At 57.3% G+C, this 14,843-nt stretch carries 13 protein-coding genes; 4 read left to right on the top strand and 9 right to left on the bottom strand.

Features of this window, described 5'->3' with window-relative positions:
- Positions 1–10 precede the first annotated feature (10 nt).
- Complete coding sequence (locus tag KGB14_RS06840; RefSeq protein ID WP_411740776.1) at positions 11–256, top strand: LysR family transcriptional regulator; 246 nt, start codon at positions 11–13, stop codon at positions 254–256.
- 49 nt (positions 257–305) lie between these two features.
- On the opposite strand, the gene KGB14_RS06845 is transcribed toward KGB14_RS06840, so the two are convergent.
- From KGB14_RS06845 to KGB14_RS06880, 8 genes are all read right to left on the bottom strand, one after another.
- Positions 306–1,718, bottom strand: a complete 1,413-nt coding sequence (locus KGB14_RS06845; protein WP_223485097.1) for an aldehyde dehydrogenase family protein — start codon at positions 1,716–1,718, stop codon at positions 306–308.
- 10 nt (positions 1,719–1,728) lie between these two features.
- Entirely contained in the window at positions 1,729–2,772 is a 1,044-nt protein-coding gene (locus KGB14_RS06850) for a homoserine dehydrogenase (protein ID WP_223485099.1), read from the bottom strand.
- A gap of 176 nt (positions 2,773–2,948) precedes the next feature.
- On the bottom strand, positions 2,949–3,386 hold the full coding sequence (locus tag KGB14_RS06855; RefSeq protein ID WP_223485101.1) for an Lrp/AsnC family transcriptional regulator: 438 nt from the start codon (positions 3,384–3,386) through the stop codon (positions 2,949–2,951).
- A 22-nt stretch (positions 3,387–3,408) separates the two neighbouring features.
- A complete protein-coding gene (gene thrC, locus KGB14_RS06860) occupies positions 3,409–4,788 on the bottom strand; it encodes a threonine synthase (protein ID WP_223485103.1) in 1,380 nt (459 codons plus the stop codon).
- Between the two features lie 16 nt (positions 4,789–4,804).
- Positions 4,805–5,695, bottom strand: a complete 891-nt coding sequence (locus KGB14_RS06865) for a LysR substrate-binding domain-containing protein (protein WP_223485104.1) — start codon at positions 5,693–5,695, stop codon at positions 4,805–4,807.
- A 60-nt stretch (positions 5,696–5,755) separates the two neighbouring features.
- Positions 5,756–7,186: an amino acid permease gene (locus KGB14_RS06870; RefSeq protein ID WP_223485105.1), complete on the bottom strand. Its 1,431-nt coding sequence runs from the start codon at positions 7,184–7,186 to the stop codon at positions 5,756–5,758.
- A 150-nt stretch (positions 7,187–7,336) separates the two neighbouring features.
- Complete coding sequence (locus KGB14_RS06875; protein WP_223485106.1) at positions 7,337–8,614, bottom strand: cystathionine gamma-synthase family protein; 1,278 nt, start codon at positions 8,612–8,614, stop codon at positions 7,337–7,339.
- A 366-nt stretch (positions 8,615–8,980) separates the two neighbouring features.
- Complete coding sequence (locus KGB14_RS06880; RefSeq protein ID WP_223485107.1) at positions 8,981–9,481, bottom strand: Lrp/AsnC family transcriptional regulator; 501 nt, start codon at positions 9,479–9,481, stop codon at positions 8,981–8,983.
- A 119-nt stretch (positions 9,482–9,600) separates the two neighbouring features.
- On the opposite strand from KGB14_RS06880, the gene KGB14_RS06885 reads away from it, so the two are divergent.
- The 3 genes from KGB14_RS06885 (at position 9,601) to KGB14_RS06895 (ending at position 13,331) form a co-directional block, all read left to right on the top strand.
- Positions 9,601–10,635, top strand: a complete 1,035-nt coding sequence (locus KGB14_RS06885) for a histone deacetylase family protein (protein WP_223485108.1) — start codon at positions 9,601–9,603, stop codon at positions 10,633–10,635.
- A 50-nt stretch (positions 10,636–10,685) separates the two neighbouring features.
- Positions 10,686–11,741 carry an ornithine cyclodeaminase gene (locus tag KGB14_RS06890; protein WP_223485109.1) on the top strand — a complete coding sequence of 352 codons (1,056 nt, stop codon included), beginning with the start codon at positions 10,686–10,688 and terminating at the stop codon, positions 11,739–11,741.
- 174 nt (positions 11,742–11,915) lie between these two features.
- Complete coding sequence (locus KGB14_RS06895; protein ID WP_223485111.1) at positions 11,916–13,331, top strand: amino acid permease; 1,416 nt, start codon at positions 11,916–11,918, stop codon at positions 13,329–13,331.
- 172 nt (positions 13,332–13,503) lie between these two features.
- On the opposite strand, the gene KGB14_RS06900 is transcribed toward KGB14_RS06895, so the two are convergent.
- Positions 13,504–14,436, bottom strand: a complete 933-nt coding sequence (locus KGB14_RS06900) for a helix-turn-helix transcriptional regulator (RefSeq protein ID WP_223485113.1) — start codon at positions 14,434–14,436, stop codon at positions 13,504–13,506.
- Positions 14,437–14,843: the final 407 nt, after the last annotated feature.

A 14,843-nucleotide genomic window follows, 5' to 3' on the forward strand; every position in this document is an offset into this window, starting at 1 on the left:
GCACCATTGGGTGTACTTCGCCTCCTCTGGTCATCCGCTACTTTCTAGCCGTCGCTCAAGAGCAGAACTCACCCGTGCTACTCAGCAAATCGGCATCGGACAACCGCCATTGAGCCTGCAGATCCGCGACCTGGAGCGTGAGATGGGCACCCGGTTATTTCACCGAATTGCGCAAGGCGCAGAATTGACTGCGGCTGGGCCGGTTCTCGTGGCAATAAATGCAGCTAACGCCAAAAAAAATGCATTGGGCGGGTGACCAGACCTTCCCAATGCAAAACGACCTGATTAGAGGTTCCTCGAATCGATTAACCCAGCGTGTTCAGGCACACCACCTTGGGTTGGGTCATTTCCTCATAGGCGAAGCGCACCCCTTCCCGGCCCAGGCTGCCGTACTTGGAGCCGCCAAACGGCATCGCATCGAAGCGGTAGTCGGAGGAGTCGTTGATCATCACTCCCCCGGCTTCGATTCTTCGTGCGGCGCTCATGGCCGTGGCCAGATCATTGGTGAAGATCCCCGCATGCAGGCTGTATTCGGGCTCGTTGGCCAATGCGATGGCCTCATCGAAGGTTTCGAAAGGCTGCAAAACCACCACCGGCGCGAAGACTTCGGTGCGCCACAGCCGACTGCAATGATCGACGTTTTCCAATACCGTAGCGGCGTAGCACGAACCTTGGCGCCGATGGCCGCAGAGCAATGTGGCGCCCTCTTGCAACGCGTCGTTCACCACTTGCTCGGCATTCTGCGCGGCTTGCGGGGTAATCATCGGGCCGATATCGGTGTCGGCACGCATAGGGTCGCCGTTCACAAGCGCCTTGGCCTGGCTGACGAAACGCTCACGGAACGCTTCATAAATCGGTGCCTGAATCAGCAGGCGCTGAGTACCTATGCAATTCTGCCCCGCCGCCCAAAAGGCTCCCGACAGGCAACTCTCGACGGCAGACTCAAGGTCGCAGTCGCCCATGACGATCACCGGCGCATTGCCGCCCAAGTCCATGGCGAGTTTCTTCAGGCCGGCGGTGCGTGCGATCTGCTCCCCGGTGACGAAGCCGCCCGTGAAGGAAATCATCCGCACCTCACGGCAGGCGACTAAGGCCTTGCCCAGTTCCGCCCCCCCGGTGGCGACCGTGACGACCGATTCGGGCAACCCTGCCATGACCAGATACGACACCAATTTGATGGCCGACAACGGCGCCAGCTCAGACGGTTTGAGAATCACCGCGTTGCCGCCGGCAATGGCGGGACCGAGCTTGTGCGCCACCAGATTCAGCGGATCGTTGTACGGAGTAATCGCGACGATCAGCCCCAGGGGTTCGCGGGAAAACCAGCCCTGGCGTGACTCAGAGCCCTCATAGGCGTCGAAAGGCACCACTTCCCCGGCATTACGCCTGGCCTCTTCGGCAGAAAGCTTGAGGGTGTTGACGCAGCGTTTGACTTCTTTTTCTGCCTGTTTGAGGGTCTTGCCGGCTTCGTCGACGATCAGCCGGGCAAACGCTTGGGCATCACGCTCGATGCTCAATGCAGCCTGCTCGAGAATGCGTGCCCGACGATGACGCGGTAACCCGGCACACACCCGCGCACCGCTGCGCCCGGTCTCCATCAGCTGCGGCACTTGCGACGCACAGACATCCGCGACGGTCCCGATGACGGTGCCGTCAAAGGGGTTAAAGACTTCGATTTGCGGCTCCACAACAGCCAGGGACAGACGTGACAGGTTCACAGGCTTTCTCCTAGTTGCGCGCAACAGACTGGTGGATGCTGATGATGTCCGACAGCAGCGCAAACGCTGTTTCCATGCGCCCTGCCCCCGGCCCCGAAACCGTCACCGCGCCGAGCAGATGGGTGGTAAACGACACGGCATTGGTGGCACCGGAAACACTGGCCAGCGGATGATCGCTGTTCAACAAGCGCGGTTCGACACTGGCACTGATCGAACCATCGGTATGACGCATGGCTGCGCCGATCAGCTTCCAGCGAGCCCCGTCCTGCCGGGCTTTTTCAATGTCGCCAAGGTCGAGTGAGGAAATACCGCTGCACCTGACATCGCTGACGTTCAGCTTGGCGTCCAGCAGTTCATTGGCCAGGATCACCACCTTGAGGCGCACGTCATGCCCCTCGATATCCGCCGTCGGATCGGCTTCGGCATACCCAAGGTCCTGTGCTTTGCTGACCGCTTCGGCGAACCCCAGGCCGCCTTCCATGCAGGTGAGAACGAAGTTGGACGTGCCGTTGAGAATCCCCTCGAAACCGACGATCGAGCTGCCTGCCAACGACTGCTTGGCCAGGCGAATAACCGGCGTGCCACTCATCACCGAACCTTCGTATTCAAAGGCGACGTTATTGCGTCGGGCCAGTTCTTTCAGCTCGGCGCCGTGCAAGGCAATGGGTCCCTTGTTAGTGGTGACTACATGTTTGCCGCGTTCCAGCGCCCAACGGCAGAACGAGGTGGCCGGCTCGCCGTCTACCGGATTGGTGAAGGTGGCTTCGACAATGATGTCTGCACCGCAGTCCTTGATCACCGCTTCGTTGAGGGCATCTGCTTCGCCACCCGGAAGCTGCGCCAATGCACCTTTGACTGCCGGCAGCTTGGCCAGCAACGCGGCGTCCAGCCCTTCGCGGCCAATCACCGAACCGAGAAACAGGTCGGTCACGCCAACGATTTTCAGAGTGAAACCCAGTTCGGTTTTCCAGTTTTCGTTACGTTCGGCAATCAGCTGAGCCAATGCCCGGTTCACACCGCCGAAGCCGACAAGCGCCAGTTTGTATTCAGTCATTTTTTTGTGCCCTTGATCCGGGTGATGGGTTGTTGGGCTCTAGGTTAGGGGCGCGGCCAGGGCAGTGAAATAGGCCAATTTGCTCTATTTTGTGGGCGTTTTGACCAGCACCCGGGCAAAACGCCAAGCATAAAAAAAAGCCAACACAGGTTGGCTTTTTTCAGAACGATAAAGGATTAGACAACGGACGACAGCACGAATGAGGTCACGGTGTTTTCCACTCCGGGCAACGCAGAGATTTCATTCCAGACCTTATGCACCCGCTCCGCACTGGCAGCGCCGACCCGCAGCATCAGATCGAACTCGCCACTCATCACATCGCACTGAATGACTTCCGGTATTGCCCGCAGGGCCTGCAGTACTTCCGCGCCGCGCATGCGGTCGTAGCGGTAGACGAAAATCACCGCATTGATGTTCGAAGAAGCTTGTCGCCCCTCCCCCGTGCGTACCGTATAACCCTGTATCGCCCCGTCGCGCTCAAGCCGTTCAATGCGTTGGCGCACGGCATTGCGCGACAGGTTGACCTTCGCCGCCAGCTCGGCGTGTGCAGCCCGGGCATTGAGCCGCAGTTCCGCGATGATGCGTTCATCGAGAGGGTCCAGAATTCGCTTCACTTGGCCTCCTGTTGCCGCGCCTTCACAGCGCGCCGAGCAGCTGATGGATGGTGTCGAGGTCGTCCGGTTTAATCCGGTAAAGCTGCGCCGGCCCTTGCTTCGCGACCGGGCTGTATTGCGCCGGCGTGCTGATCCCCAGCTCGCCGAGCAGCACCGCCGATTTGGCTGGCGAGATTTCCCCCAGGGTAACCATCGGCGCCACCAGGCTTCGGCGATACATCCTGGCTGCGAGGACACCGGTGGCGGTATGCGGGTCGATGACGTAACCGGTGTCGCGATACAGCGAGGTGATTTCCTTCAACGTCTCCTCATCACTGACCGCGTAAGAGTCGATGATCATCCGCGCCTGCAACCAGAACTCGTTGGCGATGCTCATCTCGCCGCTGGATTCGAACGCGGCCATTAGCGCGCCCACGGCCTGATCGTCATGCCCGTAGAGCTCCCAGAGAAAACGTTCCAGGTTAGAAAAGATCGACAGGTCCATGGCCGGCGACAAGGTCTTGTTGGCTCGCGACCTCGAGTAGTGGTTCTTCAGAAACAACTGATGCAACGCGTCATTCTGATTGGTCGCAACGATCATCTGGGTGATCGGCAAGCCCATTTTCTGCGCGATGTAACCGGCATAGACCTCGGCAAAACTCGCGGCTGGCACGCTGAAACCGATCGGACGCTGCCCCCCTCCCAGTTGCAGCACGGCGTGGAAGTAAAACACCAGTTGCGCCAACACACTGACCCAGTTGCTGGAGTTGAAACTGATCGCCTCGTGTTGAGTGCACGGCCACTGTCGGAACAGCCGAGTGACGATGGTCTGGCACTCGTCGAAGCTGCCATTCACTGCGAACTGGTGAACCTTGGGATGCACCACCGCTTGCAGATGCTGGAGTTGGTCTTGCGGTACACCTGCCTCCGGGTAAAACACCACCACGTCCGTCTCGTCGCAGTGTTTGAATGCCTCGATAGCCGCCAGCCCGGTATCGCCGTTGGTGGCACCGATCACTACCCCGCGGCGCCCGCGTTTGCGCAGAAAGTATTGCACCAGCCGTGCCTGCAACTGGGCGGCAAAATCCTTCGAGGAGCGGGTCGGCCCATGGAACAGCTCCAACACCCATTCGTTGCGATCTACCTGATGCAAAGGTGCCAGGGACCGATGGCTGAATTGGCTGCCAGCTTCCTTGAGCATGCATTTGAGGTCCGCCTCGGGGATCGTCTCGCCAACAAACGGACTGATCACTCGATAGGCCAATTCGTCGTAGGGCAAGGTCGACCAGTTGGCAATGTCCTGCGGTTCGAACAGCGGCAGTTCGAGCGGCACGAACAACCCACCGTCATCGGCAATTCCAGACAACACGACCCTTTCGAAATTGACCTGAACAGCCGAATTTCGGGTACTTACATAGCGCATGGTTGGCTCCGGCCATTCATTTGAAGCGATGTGCCTGCTCGACCAGCCAGGTGGAAAACATGACCGCGTCGGGGTGTTGGTCGGCTCCGGAACCGCGTACGAGGTAAAACGACTCGCTGGCTTCGATGCGCTGGTCGAAGGGTTCGACCAGTCGCCCGTCCTGAAGCATTTCATCAACCATCGAGGACCGGGCCAGGGCAATTCCCTGTCCCAACTCGGCCATGCGCAAGGTGGAAATCAGTGTGTCGAACTGCATGCCGGTCGACGAATCGACGGTATCCGCACCGACCATGTTCAACCAGTAACCCCAGCCCTCTTCGTAACCCAGGACATGCAACAACGGATGGTGCGCCACGTCCGCTGGCACCGTCAGCGGCGAGCTCGCCATCAGGGCTGGTGAGCAGACCGGAAACAAGGTGTCCCAAGTCAGGCGCTGCGACACCAGGCCGGGCCATTGACCATGGCCCCAGCGAATTTCCATGTCGTCCTCACCATCCAGTTCCTTGACCCAGATGTTGCTGATGTAGCGGATGTCGACCTGTGGATGGGCCTGGCGAAAACCCACCAGCTTGGGCGCCAGCCAGTGCACGAAAAAAGCCAGGCTGCCGCGCACCTTGATCGGCCGGCGTTTGTGCTGGCCAAAAATCTCGTTGGTCCCCACCGCCAGTCGAGTGATCGCGTCCTGCACAACCGGCAGATAGGCCTGTCCTTCCTCGGTCAGCCCCAGGCCACGGGGCAAGCGCTTGAACAGCGCAACCCCCAGATGGCTTTCCAATTGGCGGATCTGCTGGCTTACCGCACCCTGGGTCAAAAACAGTTCTTCGGCGGCATGGGTGAAGTTCAGGCAACGGGCGGACACCTCGAATGCCCGCAACCAGTTCAATGGGGGTAACGTCTTTTGCTTCATGGTCTGAACCTCAATGACGCCCCCTCCACCGAGCACGCTTGCCCACCCCGTCGACAGTGCCTAGTACGCATCGGAAGGTTGTGCCAAGGGGGTAACCGACAAGCGTCGCTCGCGGCTTTTGCGGGTAATGTAATACACGAAATAGCACCAGGCGATGAATGGCAAACCGAAGTACAGAGCTACCCGCTGTTCAGGGTCGAACGCGATCCCCACACACGCCAGGCTGCAGCAGATTAGCGCTCCCAGTGGCACCCACGGATAACCCCGGACGCGGAACTTGAGGTCGCGGACATCGCCTCCATTGGCTACATAGTGACGGCGAAAAGCAATCTGGCTCGCGGCAATGCTCATCCACACCACTACCACCGCCAATCCGGAGATCGACACCAGTGCCAGATAGATGGTATCGGCGGCAAACACGCTACTGAGCAACGATGCGGCGCCACCGGCCATGCTGACGATAATGGCGTTGAGTGGTGTGCCCATGCGGGTCAGGGCCGAGAACTGCTTGGGCAGGTGACCTTGGTCACTCAGGGTCCAGAGCATCCGTGAAGCAGCGTACAAACCTGAGTTGGCAGCCGACAACAAGGCACTGATGATCACGAAGTTCATGATGTCTGCGGAGTACGGAATCCCGATGTAGGTGAATACGGTGACGAATGGACTCTCTACGAGACCGGCCTGTTCACGGGGTAACAAGGTCGCCAGGACAAAAATGGTCCCCACGAAAAAGATTGCCAGGCGTAGCACTGTAGTGCGAATGGCACGCGGCACATTACGCTGGGGGTCCTTGGTTTCACCCGCGGCAATGCCGATCAGTTCAGTGCCGGAGAACGCAAAGGAGACCGCCAGTAACGTCATGACAATCGGCATGAAACCGGTAGGGAAAAGCCCCTCGCGAGTGAAGTTGCTCAGCCCGATACTGTGGGCCTGATCGATATGCAGCAGGCCAAGAATCGCGCCACCACCGATTAGCAGAAACACCACCACGGTCACCACTTTGACCAGAGACAACCAGAATTCGGTCTCAGCGAACAAGCGCACCGATATCACGTTGGTCAGAAACACCAAGCCTGCGAACAGCGCACTCCAAATCCATACCGGTGTATCTGGAAACCAGCGCGCCATCAAAATCCCGGCGGCGGTAAATTCAGAGCCGATTGCCACAGTCCAGGTCAGCCAATACAACCACGCCACGGTGTAGCCGGTGCCAGGTCCGAGAAAACGCGTGGCATAGGTGCTGAACGAACCCGTTTCCGGCATCTGCACCGCCAATTCGCCCAAACACATCATGACCATGTAAACCATGAGTGCGCCGATGATGTAAGCGATGACCGCACCCAACGGACCGGCCTGGTTAACGGTGTACCCGGACGTGAGAAACAGCCCGGTACCAATGACGCCACCCAATGCCAACATGACAATATGGCGCGTCTGCATTTCCTGTTTAAAACCGGTACGTGTGTTGAGTTGTTCTTCTTTTATGGACATGGTTGTTCTCATGAAAGTTGTTAGGGCGCGCATTAACGTCTGCGATGAGTTACGGGGCAGAGTCAAAACAGATCACCACTAGTTTTATTATTATTCCACTTCATGAACGCCTCACTAACGGCCTTGTCGTGAGGTACTAACGTTAGAACTTCAGCTTGCTGCCTCGATGCACGTTTTGTTGTTTGAGTGCTGTGTGTTTGCCTGTGCCAGCTCATCGCGCGAACACCTGACAAAAGCGAACGCCTGCTTCAAATCGTCGAGCAGATCGTCAGTGTCTTCAATGCCGACCGAGACCCGCACCAGTCCTTCGGAGATACCCAGAGCCAGTCGTTCCTCCAGCGTGTTCTCGACATGGCTGGTGGTCCGGGCCGGGCCGTAAATGGTTTCCACTGCACCGAGATTGCCCGCGCAGTGGGCGAATCGCAGACGTGGCAAGAGCACCTTGACCGTGTCCATCCCACCGACCAGAACAAAACTGACGATGGCGCCGAAACCGGACATTTGCGTGCACGCCACAGCGTGGTTCGGATGACCGGGCAAGCCAGGATAATTGACCGACTCCACCAACGGTTCGGTGCAGAGGAACTCCGCCAGGGCACGGGCACTGCGTTGCTGTTGACGCATGCGCAGCACCAGCGTTTTCATGCCCCGGATGATCATGTAGGCCGAGAACGGGTCGAGCGTCGCACCGTTGATTTCCCGATAATGACGAACCTTGGCCATCAAGGATTCGCTGCCGCACACCAGGCCGCCAAGCACGTCACCATGACCGCTGAGGAACTTGGTCGCGCTGTGGATGACCACGTCCACCCCTAATGCCAAGGGGTTCTGATTCAGCGGCGTGGCAAAGGTGTTGTCCGCCACCACCACGGCACCGACGCGCCTGGCCGCAGCCACCAAACGCTGGATATCGAGTATTTTCAGGGTCGGGTTAGTCGGCGTTTCCAGGTACACCAACTGGCAGCCTTTGGCGATTTCACGCTCGATCTCCTCGTGATCGAACGTCTCGCACAAGGTCACCTCAACGCCCGTGCGCGGCAGGAATTCTTCGAAAATCTTGTTGGTGCCACCGTAGCTGTCCTTGGTCGACACCACACGATCGCCATTGGCCAGGAAGGTGAAAAGTACACTGCTGATTGCCGCCATGCCGCTGCTGAAGGCCACGGCGGACTCGGCCATTTCCAACTCGCGAATTTTTGCTTCGAGGGTCTCGACCGTCGGGTTGCTCATGCGGCTGTAGATAAAGCCCGGCGTCTTGCCCAACGCAACGTCGTACCAGACGTCGATGTCGTCGTAACCGTAAGCGGCGCTGACCACGATCGGTGTTTGAGTGGCGTTGTAGGGGTGCCTGACTTGCTCCCCACCCCAGACCGCTCGGGTCCCCGCTCCGGCGTTATCTAGCCCTGCGTTGTCAGGTTTATTGTTCATTAGGATTACTCGCACTGAGGGTGGTGAGTGTTGAGTCATTCACCAGATCTGGCGGCCAATATATTGAAAAGCGGTGCGCCCGAGAAACGATGTTATCGGTGCCAAAGGGCTGCTTTTTTTAATGGCTGAACGTATTAAGCGATGGCGAAGAATTTTTTCAGGGCCTGTTTTTCGGTCTTTGTCGACCACGACCCGGGCATTGAGTTTGACCTCAGCGTGACCCAATAAAATGGGTCGACGTGATTGGAGACGGCCACGATACAGGCATTCGTTTGGTCGCGTCTGTTCCAGAGGACAAGATTGTTCGGTGGCTGTCGCCCAATGTCGACCGGGCCATCGTCGTGGCTGCGGACTACCTCAATCGTTTTACCCCCTGCTCGATTGGGGGATCGCTATACGGCTACTGGTCTTGACCTCGCGTAACGACAAACTGGACTGGATGGATGCAATACCAGTCTGGCGCCTGAGTACCTGCTCGATAAAGTCGCTGTAGCTATCCAGATCCTCTGCCAGCACTTGCAGCACGTAATCGGCATCCCCGGTGACTTTGTGACAGGACAATACTTCGGGCAATTGCGCAATCACTGCCTCGAAGGCGTCCGGAGCGTGATCGGCGTGGGTAGAAAAACGGATGTGCACGAACGCCATGATATCCAGCCCCAGCATTCGTCGATCAAGGTTGGCCTGGTAGCCCTTTATCACGCCCGCCTCCTCCATTCTCTTACGCCGCCGCCAGCAAGGCGTAAGGCTTAACGACAGCCGCTCACTGAGCTCGGCGTTGGAAATACTCGCGTCCTCCTGCAGCAACGCGAGAATCGCCAGGTCGGTGTCGTCGAGACTGATGCGTTTGGATGATTTTTTCTGCATTACGCCATTCCCGAGTAAATATTCCCGAATAAACTAGCAAACCACGAAAACAAAGCAAAGAAAGCGCATCCCAGCCGGAACAGAATATTTGCACTGGCCCACATCAACGGATGCGCACAATGTTCACAGTTTTCAGTGATTCCCACCGTTTGCACCACGGCACCGAGTTGAAAGACGGCGTGCTCAAGCCGTCCTTCGAACAGCCCAGTCGGGCCGATACCGTCCATAAACGGGTCAAGCAGGTAGGGCTTGGCCAGGTCATCGAACCGCGAGAATTTGACAGGGCGTGCTATGTCAACGCGCACAGCGAGCGCTATGTAGCCTTTCTGGAAAACGCCTGGTCTGAATGGAGCGCCACCGGTCGCACCCACGATGCCTTGCCGCTGGTATGGCCGGTGCGCGACCTGGCCAACGAGCAAGTGCCGACTTTCATCGACGGCAAACTGGGTTTCTATGCCATGGACGCCGGCTCGCCCATTACCGCCACCACATGGCACGCGGTAAAAACCAGCGCCGATATCGCGCTGACCGGACTGGCGCTGATCGATGAAGGCCACGACAGTGCCTTTGCCCTGTGCCGCCCGCCCGGCCATCACGCCGCGCGTGAGTACATGGGCGGCTACTGCTATCTCAATAACGCCGCCATTGCCGCACAACAGGCCATCACCCGAGGCGCCAAACGTGTCGCGGTACTGGACGTCGACTTTCATCATGGCAACGGTACCCAGAACATTTTCTACGGGCGCAGTGACGTCATGTTTGTCTCGCTGCACGGCGAACCGACGGTGTCCTATCCGTACTACTCAGGCTACAGCCACGAAGTCGGCGCTGGCCACGGCGAAGGTTACAACCTGAACTATCCGTTGCCGAAGAACACCACTTGGGAAAGCTACCGCAACGCCTTGCTCCACGCCTGCAAGAAACTCCAGCAATTTGCCCCTCAAGTGCTGGTTATTTCACTGGGCGTCGACACGTTCAAGGACGACCCCATCAGCCATTTCCTGCTGGAAAGCGAAGACTTCATCGGCATCGGCGAGCTGCTAGCGGGCGTGGGCTGCCCCACCCTGTTTGTGATGGAAGGCGGCTACATGGTCGATGAAATCGGGATCAATGCGGTCAACGTGCTGCATGGCTACGAAAGCAAACGCGCCTGAGTCACCCCCTGAATCGCAGTGCTTCAACTATTGAACCGGAGAATAAAAACATGACTCTTTTTATAGACGTCGATCATGCCGCACGCCTGTTCGCCAAGGTGGGAATCCGCCGCGTAATCCGCGAAATGGCGACTTACATCGAAGCTGACTATTCACGCTGGGCACAGTTTGATAAGTCGCCCCGCACCGCCAATCATTCGGCCGACGGTGTGATCGAGTTGATGCCGACCGACGATGGCCAACAGTATTCGTTCAAATACGTGAATGGCCACCCGGACAATGGTCAAAGGGACTTGCTGACGGTCATGGCCTTCGGTGTCCTGGCCGATGTCCACAGTGGCTATCCAACCTTGCTCAGTGAACTGACGCTGACCACAGCCGTGCGCACTGCCGCGACCTCTGCCTTGGTCGCCAAGTTCCTGGCGCGCCCGGGTGCGAGCTCCATGGCCATCATCGGCAATGGCGCCCAGAGCGAGTTTCAGGCCCTCGCCTTCCACGAAATGCTGTCCATCAAGGAAATACGCATTTTCGATATCGATCGCGACGCTTCACTCAAGTTGAAGCACAACCTGTCCGCATTCCCGGATATTGAGGTGATTCTGGCCAACTCGGTACAGGAAGCGGTCAAGGGCGCGCACATCGTCACCACAGTCACCGCAGACAAAGCCTATGCGACGATTCTGACGCCCGAGATGATTGAGCCCGGCATGCATATCAATGCCGTTGGCGGTGACTGCCCCGGGAAAACCGAACTGCACGCCGAGATCCTGCGTAATGCCCGAGTCATCGTTGAGTTTGAACCTCAAACCCGAATTGAAGGCGATATTCAACAACTGGAGCCCGACTTTCCGGTCGTAGAGTTTTTCCGGATTGTTCTGGGCGAGGCACTGGGGCGCGAGAACGACGCACAGGTCACCGTTTTCGATTCGGTGGGTTTTGCCCTGGAAGACTTTTCGTCACTGCGCTACGTGCACGACCTGGCGCGAGAGCACGCCATCGGTGAGCGCATCCATCTGGTGCCGACACCTGCCAATATAAAAAACCTCTACCAACTGCTTGATCAGCAGCCAGCAATCATCCCCTCTCGCCTACGCACGGCCAGCTGACGGCCATAGGTGATGCCCCTGAACAAGGTGCCAACGGGCCACGCACCTTGTTCGTTGAGGAGAAACTCCGCAGCCCCCAAACCACCACCGTCAGTAGCTGTTGCATCTCTAACAAGAACGCTAGGCACCCACTTTCTGCCAAAACTCAAAAACATAAAATCAAGAGGTTTTGTAATGAAATCGACTCCGTCCGAGCGGGTTGAACAGCCCGCGCTGCAGCGCACGCTCAGCAATCGTCACATCCAATTAATGGCCATGGGAGGCGCCATCGGTACCGGCCTGTTCATGGGTTCCGGAAAGATCATTGCCCTCTCAGGCACGTCGATCATCCTCGTTTATATGATCATCGGGATGTTCGTCTACTTCGTCATGCGCGCCATGGGCGAACTGTTGCTGTCCAACTTGAATTTCAAAAGCTTTGCGGATTTTGCCGGTGCTTACCTCGGACCACGCGCGGCATTTTTCCTCGGTTGGTCGTACTGGCTGAGTTGGAGCGTCGCGGTGGTGGGCGATTCCGTGGTGGTCGGCGGATTCTTTCAGTACTGGTTCCCCGATGTACCTGCCTGGATACCGGCCATCGGTATGCTAATGACGCTGTTTGCCTTGAACGTGCTGACCGTGAGGCTTTTCGGTGAAGTGGAGTTCTGGTTCGCAATCATCAAGATCATTGCCGTCATCACCCTGATTGGCGTCAGCATGGTGCTGATTGCCAGCTCCTTTGTCTCACCCAATGGCGTCACGGCATCCCTGAGCCATCTGCTGGATAAACAGGCAACCTTCCCTAACGGCTTGTTCGGTTTCTTCGCCGGTTTCCAGATGGCCATCTTCTCATTTGCCGGCACCGAGCTGATCGGCATTGCAGCCGCCGAAACCCGCACTCCCGAAAAAACCCTGCCTAAAGCCATCAACTCGATTCCGCTGAGAATCATCCTGTTTTATGTTCTGTCACTGGCCTGCATTATTGCGGTGACTTCCTGGCAACAGGTTTCGCCCAGCAAGAGTCCATTCGTCGAACTGTTTCTGGTTGCAGGGTTTCCCGCAGCAGCAGGTATCGTCAACTTTGTGGTGCTGACGTCTGCCGCCTCATCGGCCAACAGTGGCGTATTTTCATCCAGTCGCATGCTGTTTGGATTGGCTAATCACGACAATGCTCCGAGGATTTTTCGGCGCCTGTCGAGCAGTAGCGTGCCCTTGCTAAGCCTGGCGTTCACCACACTGTTGATGCTGGTGGGTGTACTGCTGCTTTTCATCGTTCCGGAAGTCATGACAGCTTTCACCATCGTCTCTACCGTGTCGGCGATCCTGGTGATTTTCACTTGGTCGACCATCCTCGCGTCATACATTGCCTATCGAAAAAGCCGGCCTGACCTGCATGCGAAATCGGCCTACAAGATGCCTGGCGGCGTGCCGATGGCTTGGTTCTCCCTGGCGTTCCTGGGGTTTGTTCTCTGTCTTCTGGCATTAAGACCTGACACTCGTATTGCCTTACTGGTCATGCCAGGGTGGTTCATTTGGCTGGCAATTGCTTATCAGCTGACCCATTCCAGGAAGCTAAAATCCGCTGCCAGTTCGGCAAATCAGTACAGCTGATGTTCACCTGCCGCCTCCAGGTGCCGATGCAGTGAAATGCGCTTGGGCAACGTGGCGTTTATGGGGCGCCTGCAGGTTGAAGCGTGGCAAGCGGAGGCCGTCAAATTTTACTGACGGCCAACTCTGCGAATGAACGATTCGCTCAGTGCAGCGCGCTGTGCTGCATCGTCGATCACGTGTTGGACGGTGATTGCGGAGTATCGGGATTGAGTTGCTGACGTCTGAATTGCCGGGGTGGCTGGCCATGTATCTGGCGAAAGCGCCGGGAGAAATAAGCCTCGTCAGCGAAACCGCACAACCTCGCCACCTCCCCCACCGGTCGTGTCCCATTGAGCAAATAATTGCGTGCCGCGTGCATCCTGCGCTCGAGTACCAGCTCCGTGAAGGTCTTGCCGATTTCCTTGCGCAAACAGTGCGTCAGATACGTCGGTGACAGGTAGGTCGCGGCAGCCACCTTGATCAGGTTGAGATCAGGGTCGGCAATATTCTTGCGCAAGTATTCGGACATCCTGCCCAGCGCATCGCGTCGGCTGACTTCGGCGGCATTCTCTTCGGCCAACCGTTTGAGCGGCTCGGCATACAAGGCGCAAACGCTCCCCACCAGTTGCAGCAACAACCCCTTGAGCATCTCGCGAGTGCCGAACTGACGGTTTTCATCGAGCACGCGCATCTGTTCGATCAGGGCACAGATTTTGCGGAAGTCCTCATCGGCCAGAATGAAATCCAGATGTTCCTGAAAGCGGAACGGCGACAACTCCGGCGCCAGCAGAATCGAGACTTCCTCCAGATCCATCGGATCGCACTGCAAGTGCGGCAGCAGAAAGGTCTGGGAAAAATTGATCACCATGAAATTGCTGTCGTCCGGATGCGGAATCACGTGCACGCGATGCGGCAGGATGAAGGCCAGCGTATTGCGCGGAAACGGACGTTTGACGTTCCCGATGTGCTGCACGGTATCGCCACCGAGATTGACCTGGATCTGGAAATACTCATGGCGATGCGGACTGGTTTCGGCGCGCCGGCCCTTTTTGTCGCGAATGTAAAAGTCCGTCAATTCGCTGCGTTGCTGCATGACGTAAGTGGGCACTCGATCGGGTGACGACATCGCCTGGGATTCCTCGACAGGTACATGGACAGGTTGTCGTCGCGCCGCGAAGCTGGCGGCGACTGCGGTGATTGTGAAGGCAGATACCGCTGGCTTCAACAAGTCATAGGATGACAATGGCATACGGCGCGTTAATTGTATCCGTGTGTGATGTGGCGTCTGTCCAAAAAAACCAGACGCACAAAACAATAATTAATCATTTAAAAACATCATGTTATGAAGAGCATTAAGTAGATCCGTGCAAATGATCTGATTTTCGTTTTCTTGGACACCTGCATCATTCGCTGTTTCCAGGAGAAAAAACGATCTAACGCCCCGTTGATTTTGAAAGGTTGTACGACCACTGTGACAGGCAATGCAGCCCAACCTTTCCAAAAACAATCAAAAGGTGTGCACGTGATGAACCA

It is taken from the genome of Pseudomonas sp. A-RE-19, from assembly GCF_019956555.1.
GTDB lineage: Bacteria > Pseudomonadota > Gammaproteobacteria > Pseudomonadales > Pseudomonadaceae > Aquipseudomonas.

Coding starts and splice junctions, on each gene's coding strand:
- KGB14_RS06875 (WP_223485106.1), bottom strand. CDS start 8,614: ATGAACAATAAACCTGACAACGCAGGGCTAGATAACGCCGGAGCGGGG.
- KGB14_RS06870 (WP_223485105.1), bottom strand. CDS start 7,186: ATGTCCATAAAAGAAGAACAACTCAACACACGTACCGGTTTTAAACAG.
- KGB14_RS06865 (WP_223485104.1), bottom strand. CDS start 5,695: ATGAAGCAAAAGACGTTACCCCCATTGAACTGGTTGCGGGCATTCGAG.
- thrC (WP_223485103.1), bottom strand. CDS start 4,788: ATGCGCTATGTAAGTACCCGAAATTCGGCTGTTCAGGTCAATTTCGAA.
- KGB14_RS06880 (WP_223485107.1), bottom strand. CDS start 9,481: ATGCAGAAAAAATCATCCAAACGCATCAGTCTCGACGACACCGACCTG.
- KGB14_RS06890 (WP_223485109.1), top strand. CDS start 10,686: ATGACTCTTTTTATAGACGTCGATCATGCCGCACGCCTGTTCGCCAAG.
- KGB14_RS06900 (WP_223485113.1), bottom strand. CDS start 14,436: ATGTCGTCACCCGATCGAGTGCCCACTTACGTCATGCAGCAACGCAGC.
- KGB14_RS06885 (WP_223485108.1), top strand. CDS start 9,601: ATGTTCACAGTTTTCAGTGATTCCCACCGTTTGCACCACGGCACCGAG.
- KGB14_RS06895 (WP_223485111.1), top strand. CDS start 11,916: ATGAAATCGACTCCGTCCGAGCGGGTTGAACAGCCCGCGCTGCAGCGC.
- KGB14_RS06850 (WP_223485099.1), bottom strand. CDS start 2,772: ATGACTGAATACAAACTGGCGCTTGTCGGCTTCGGCGGTGTGAACCGG.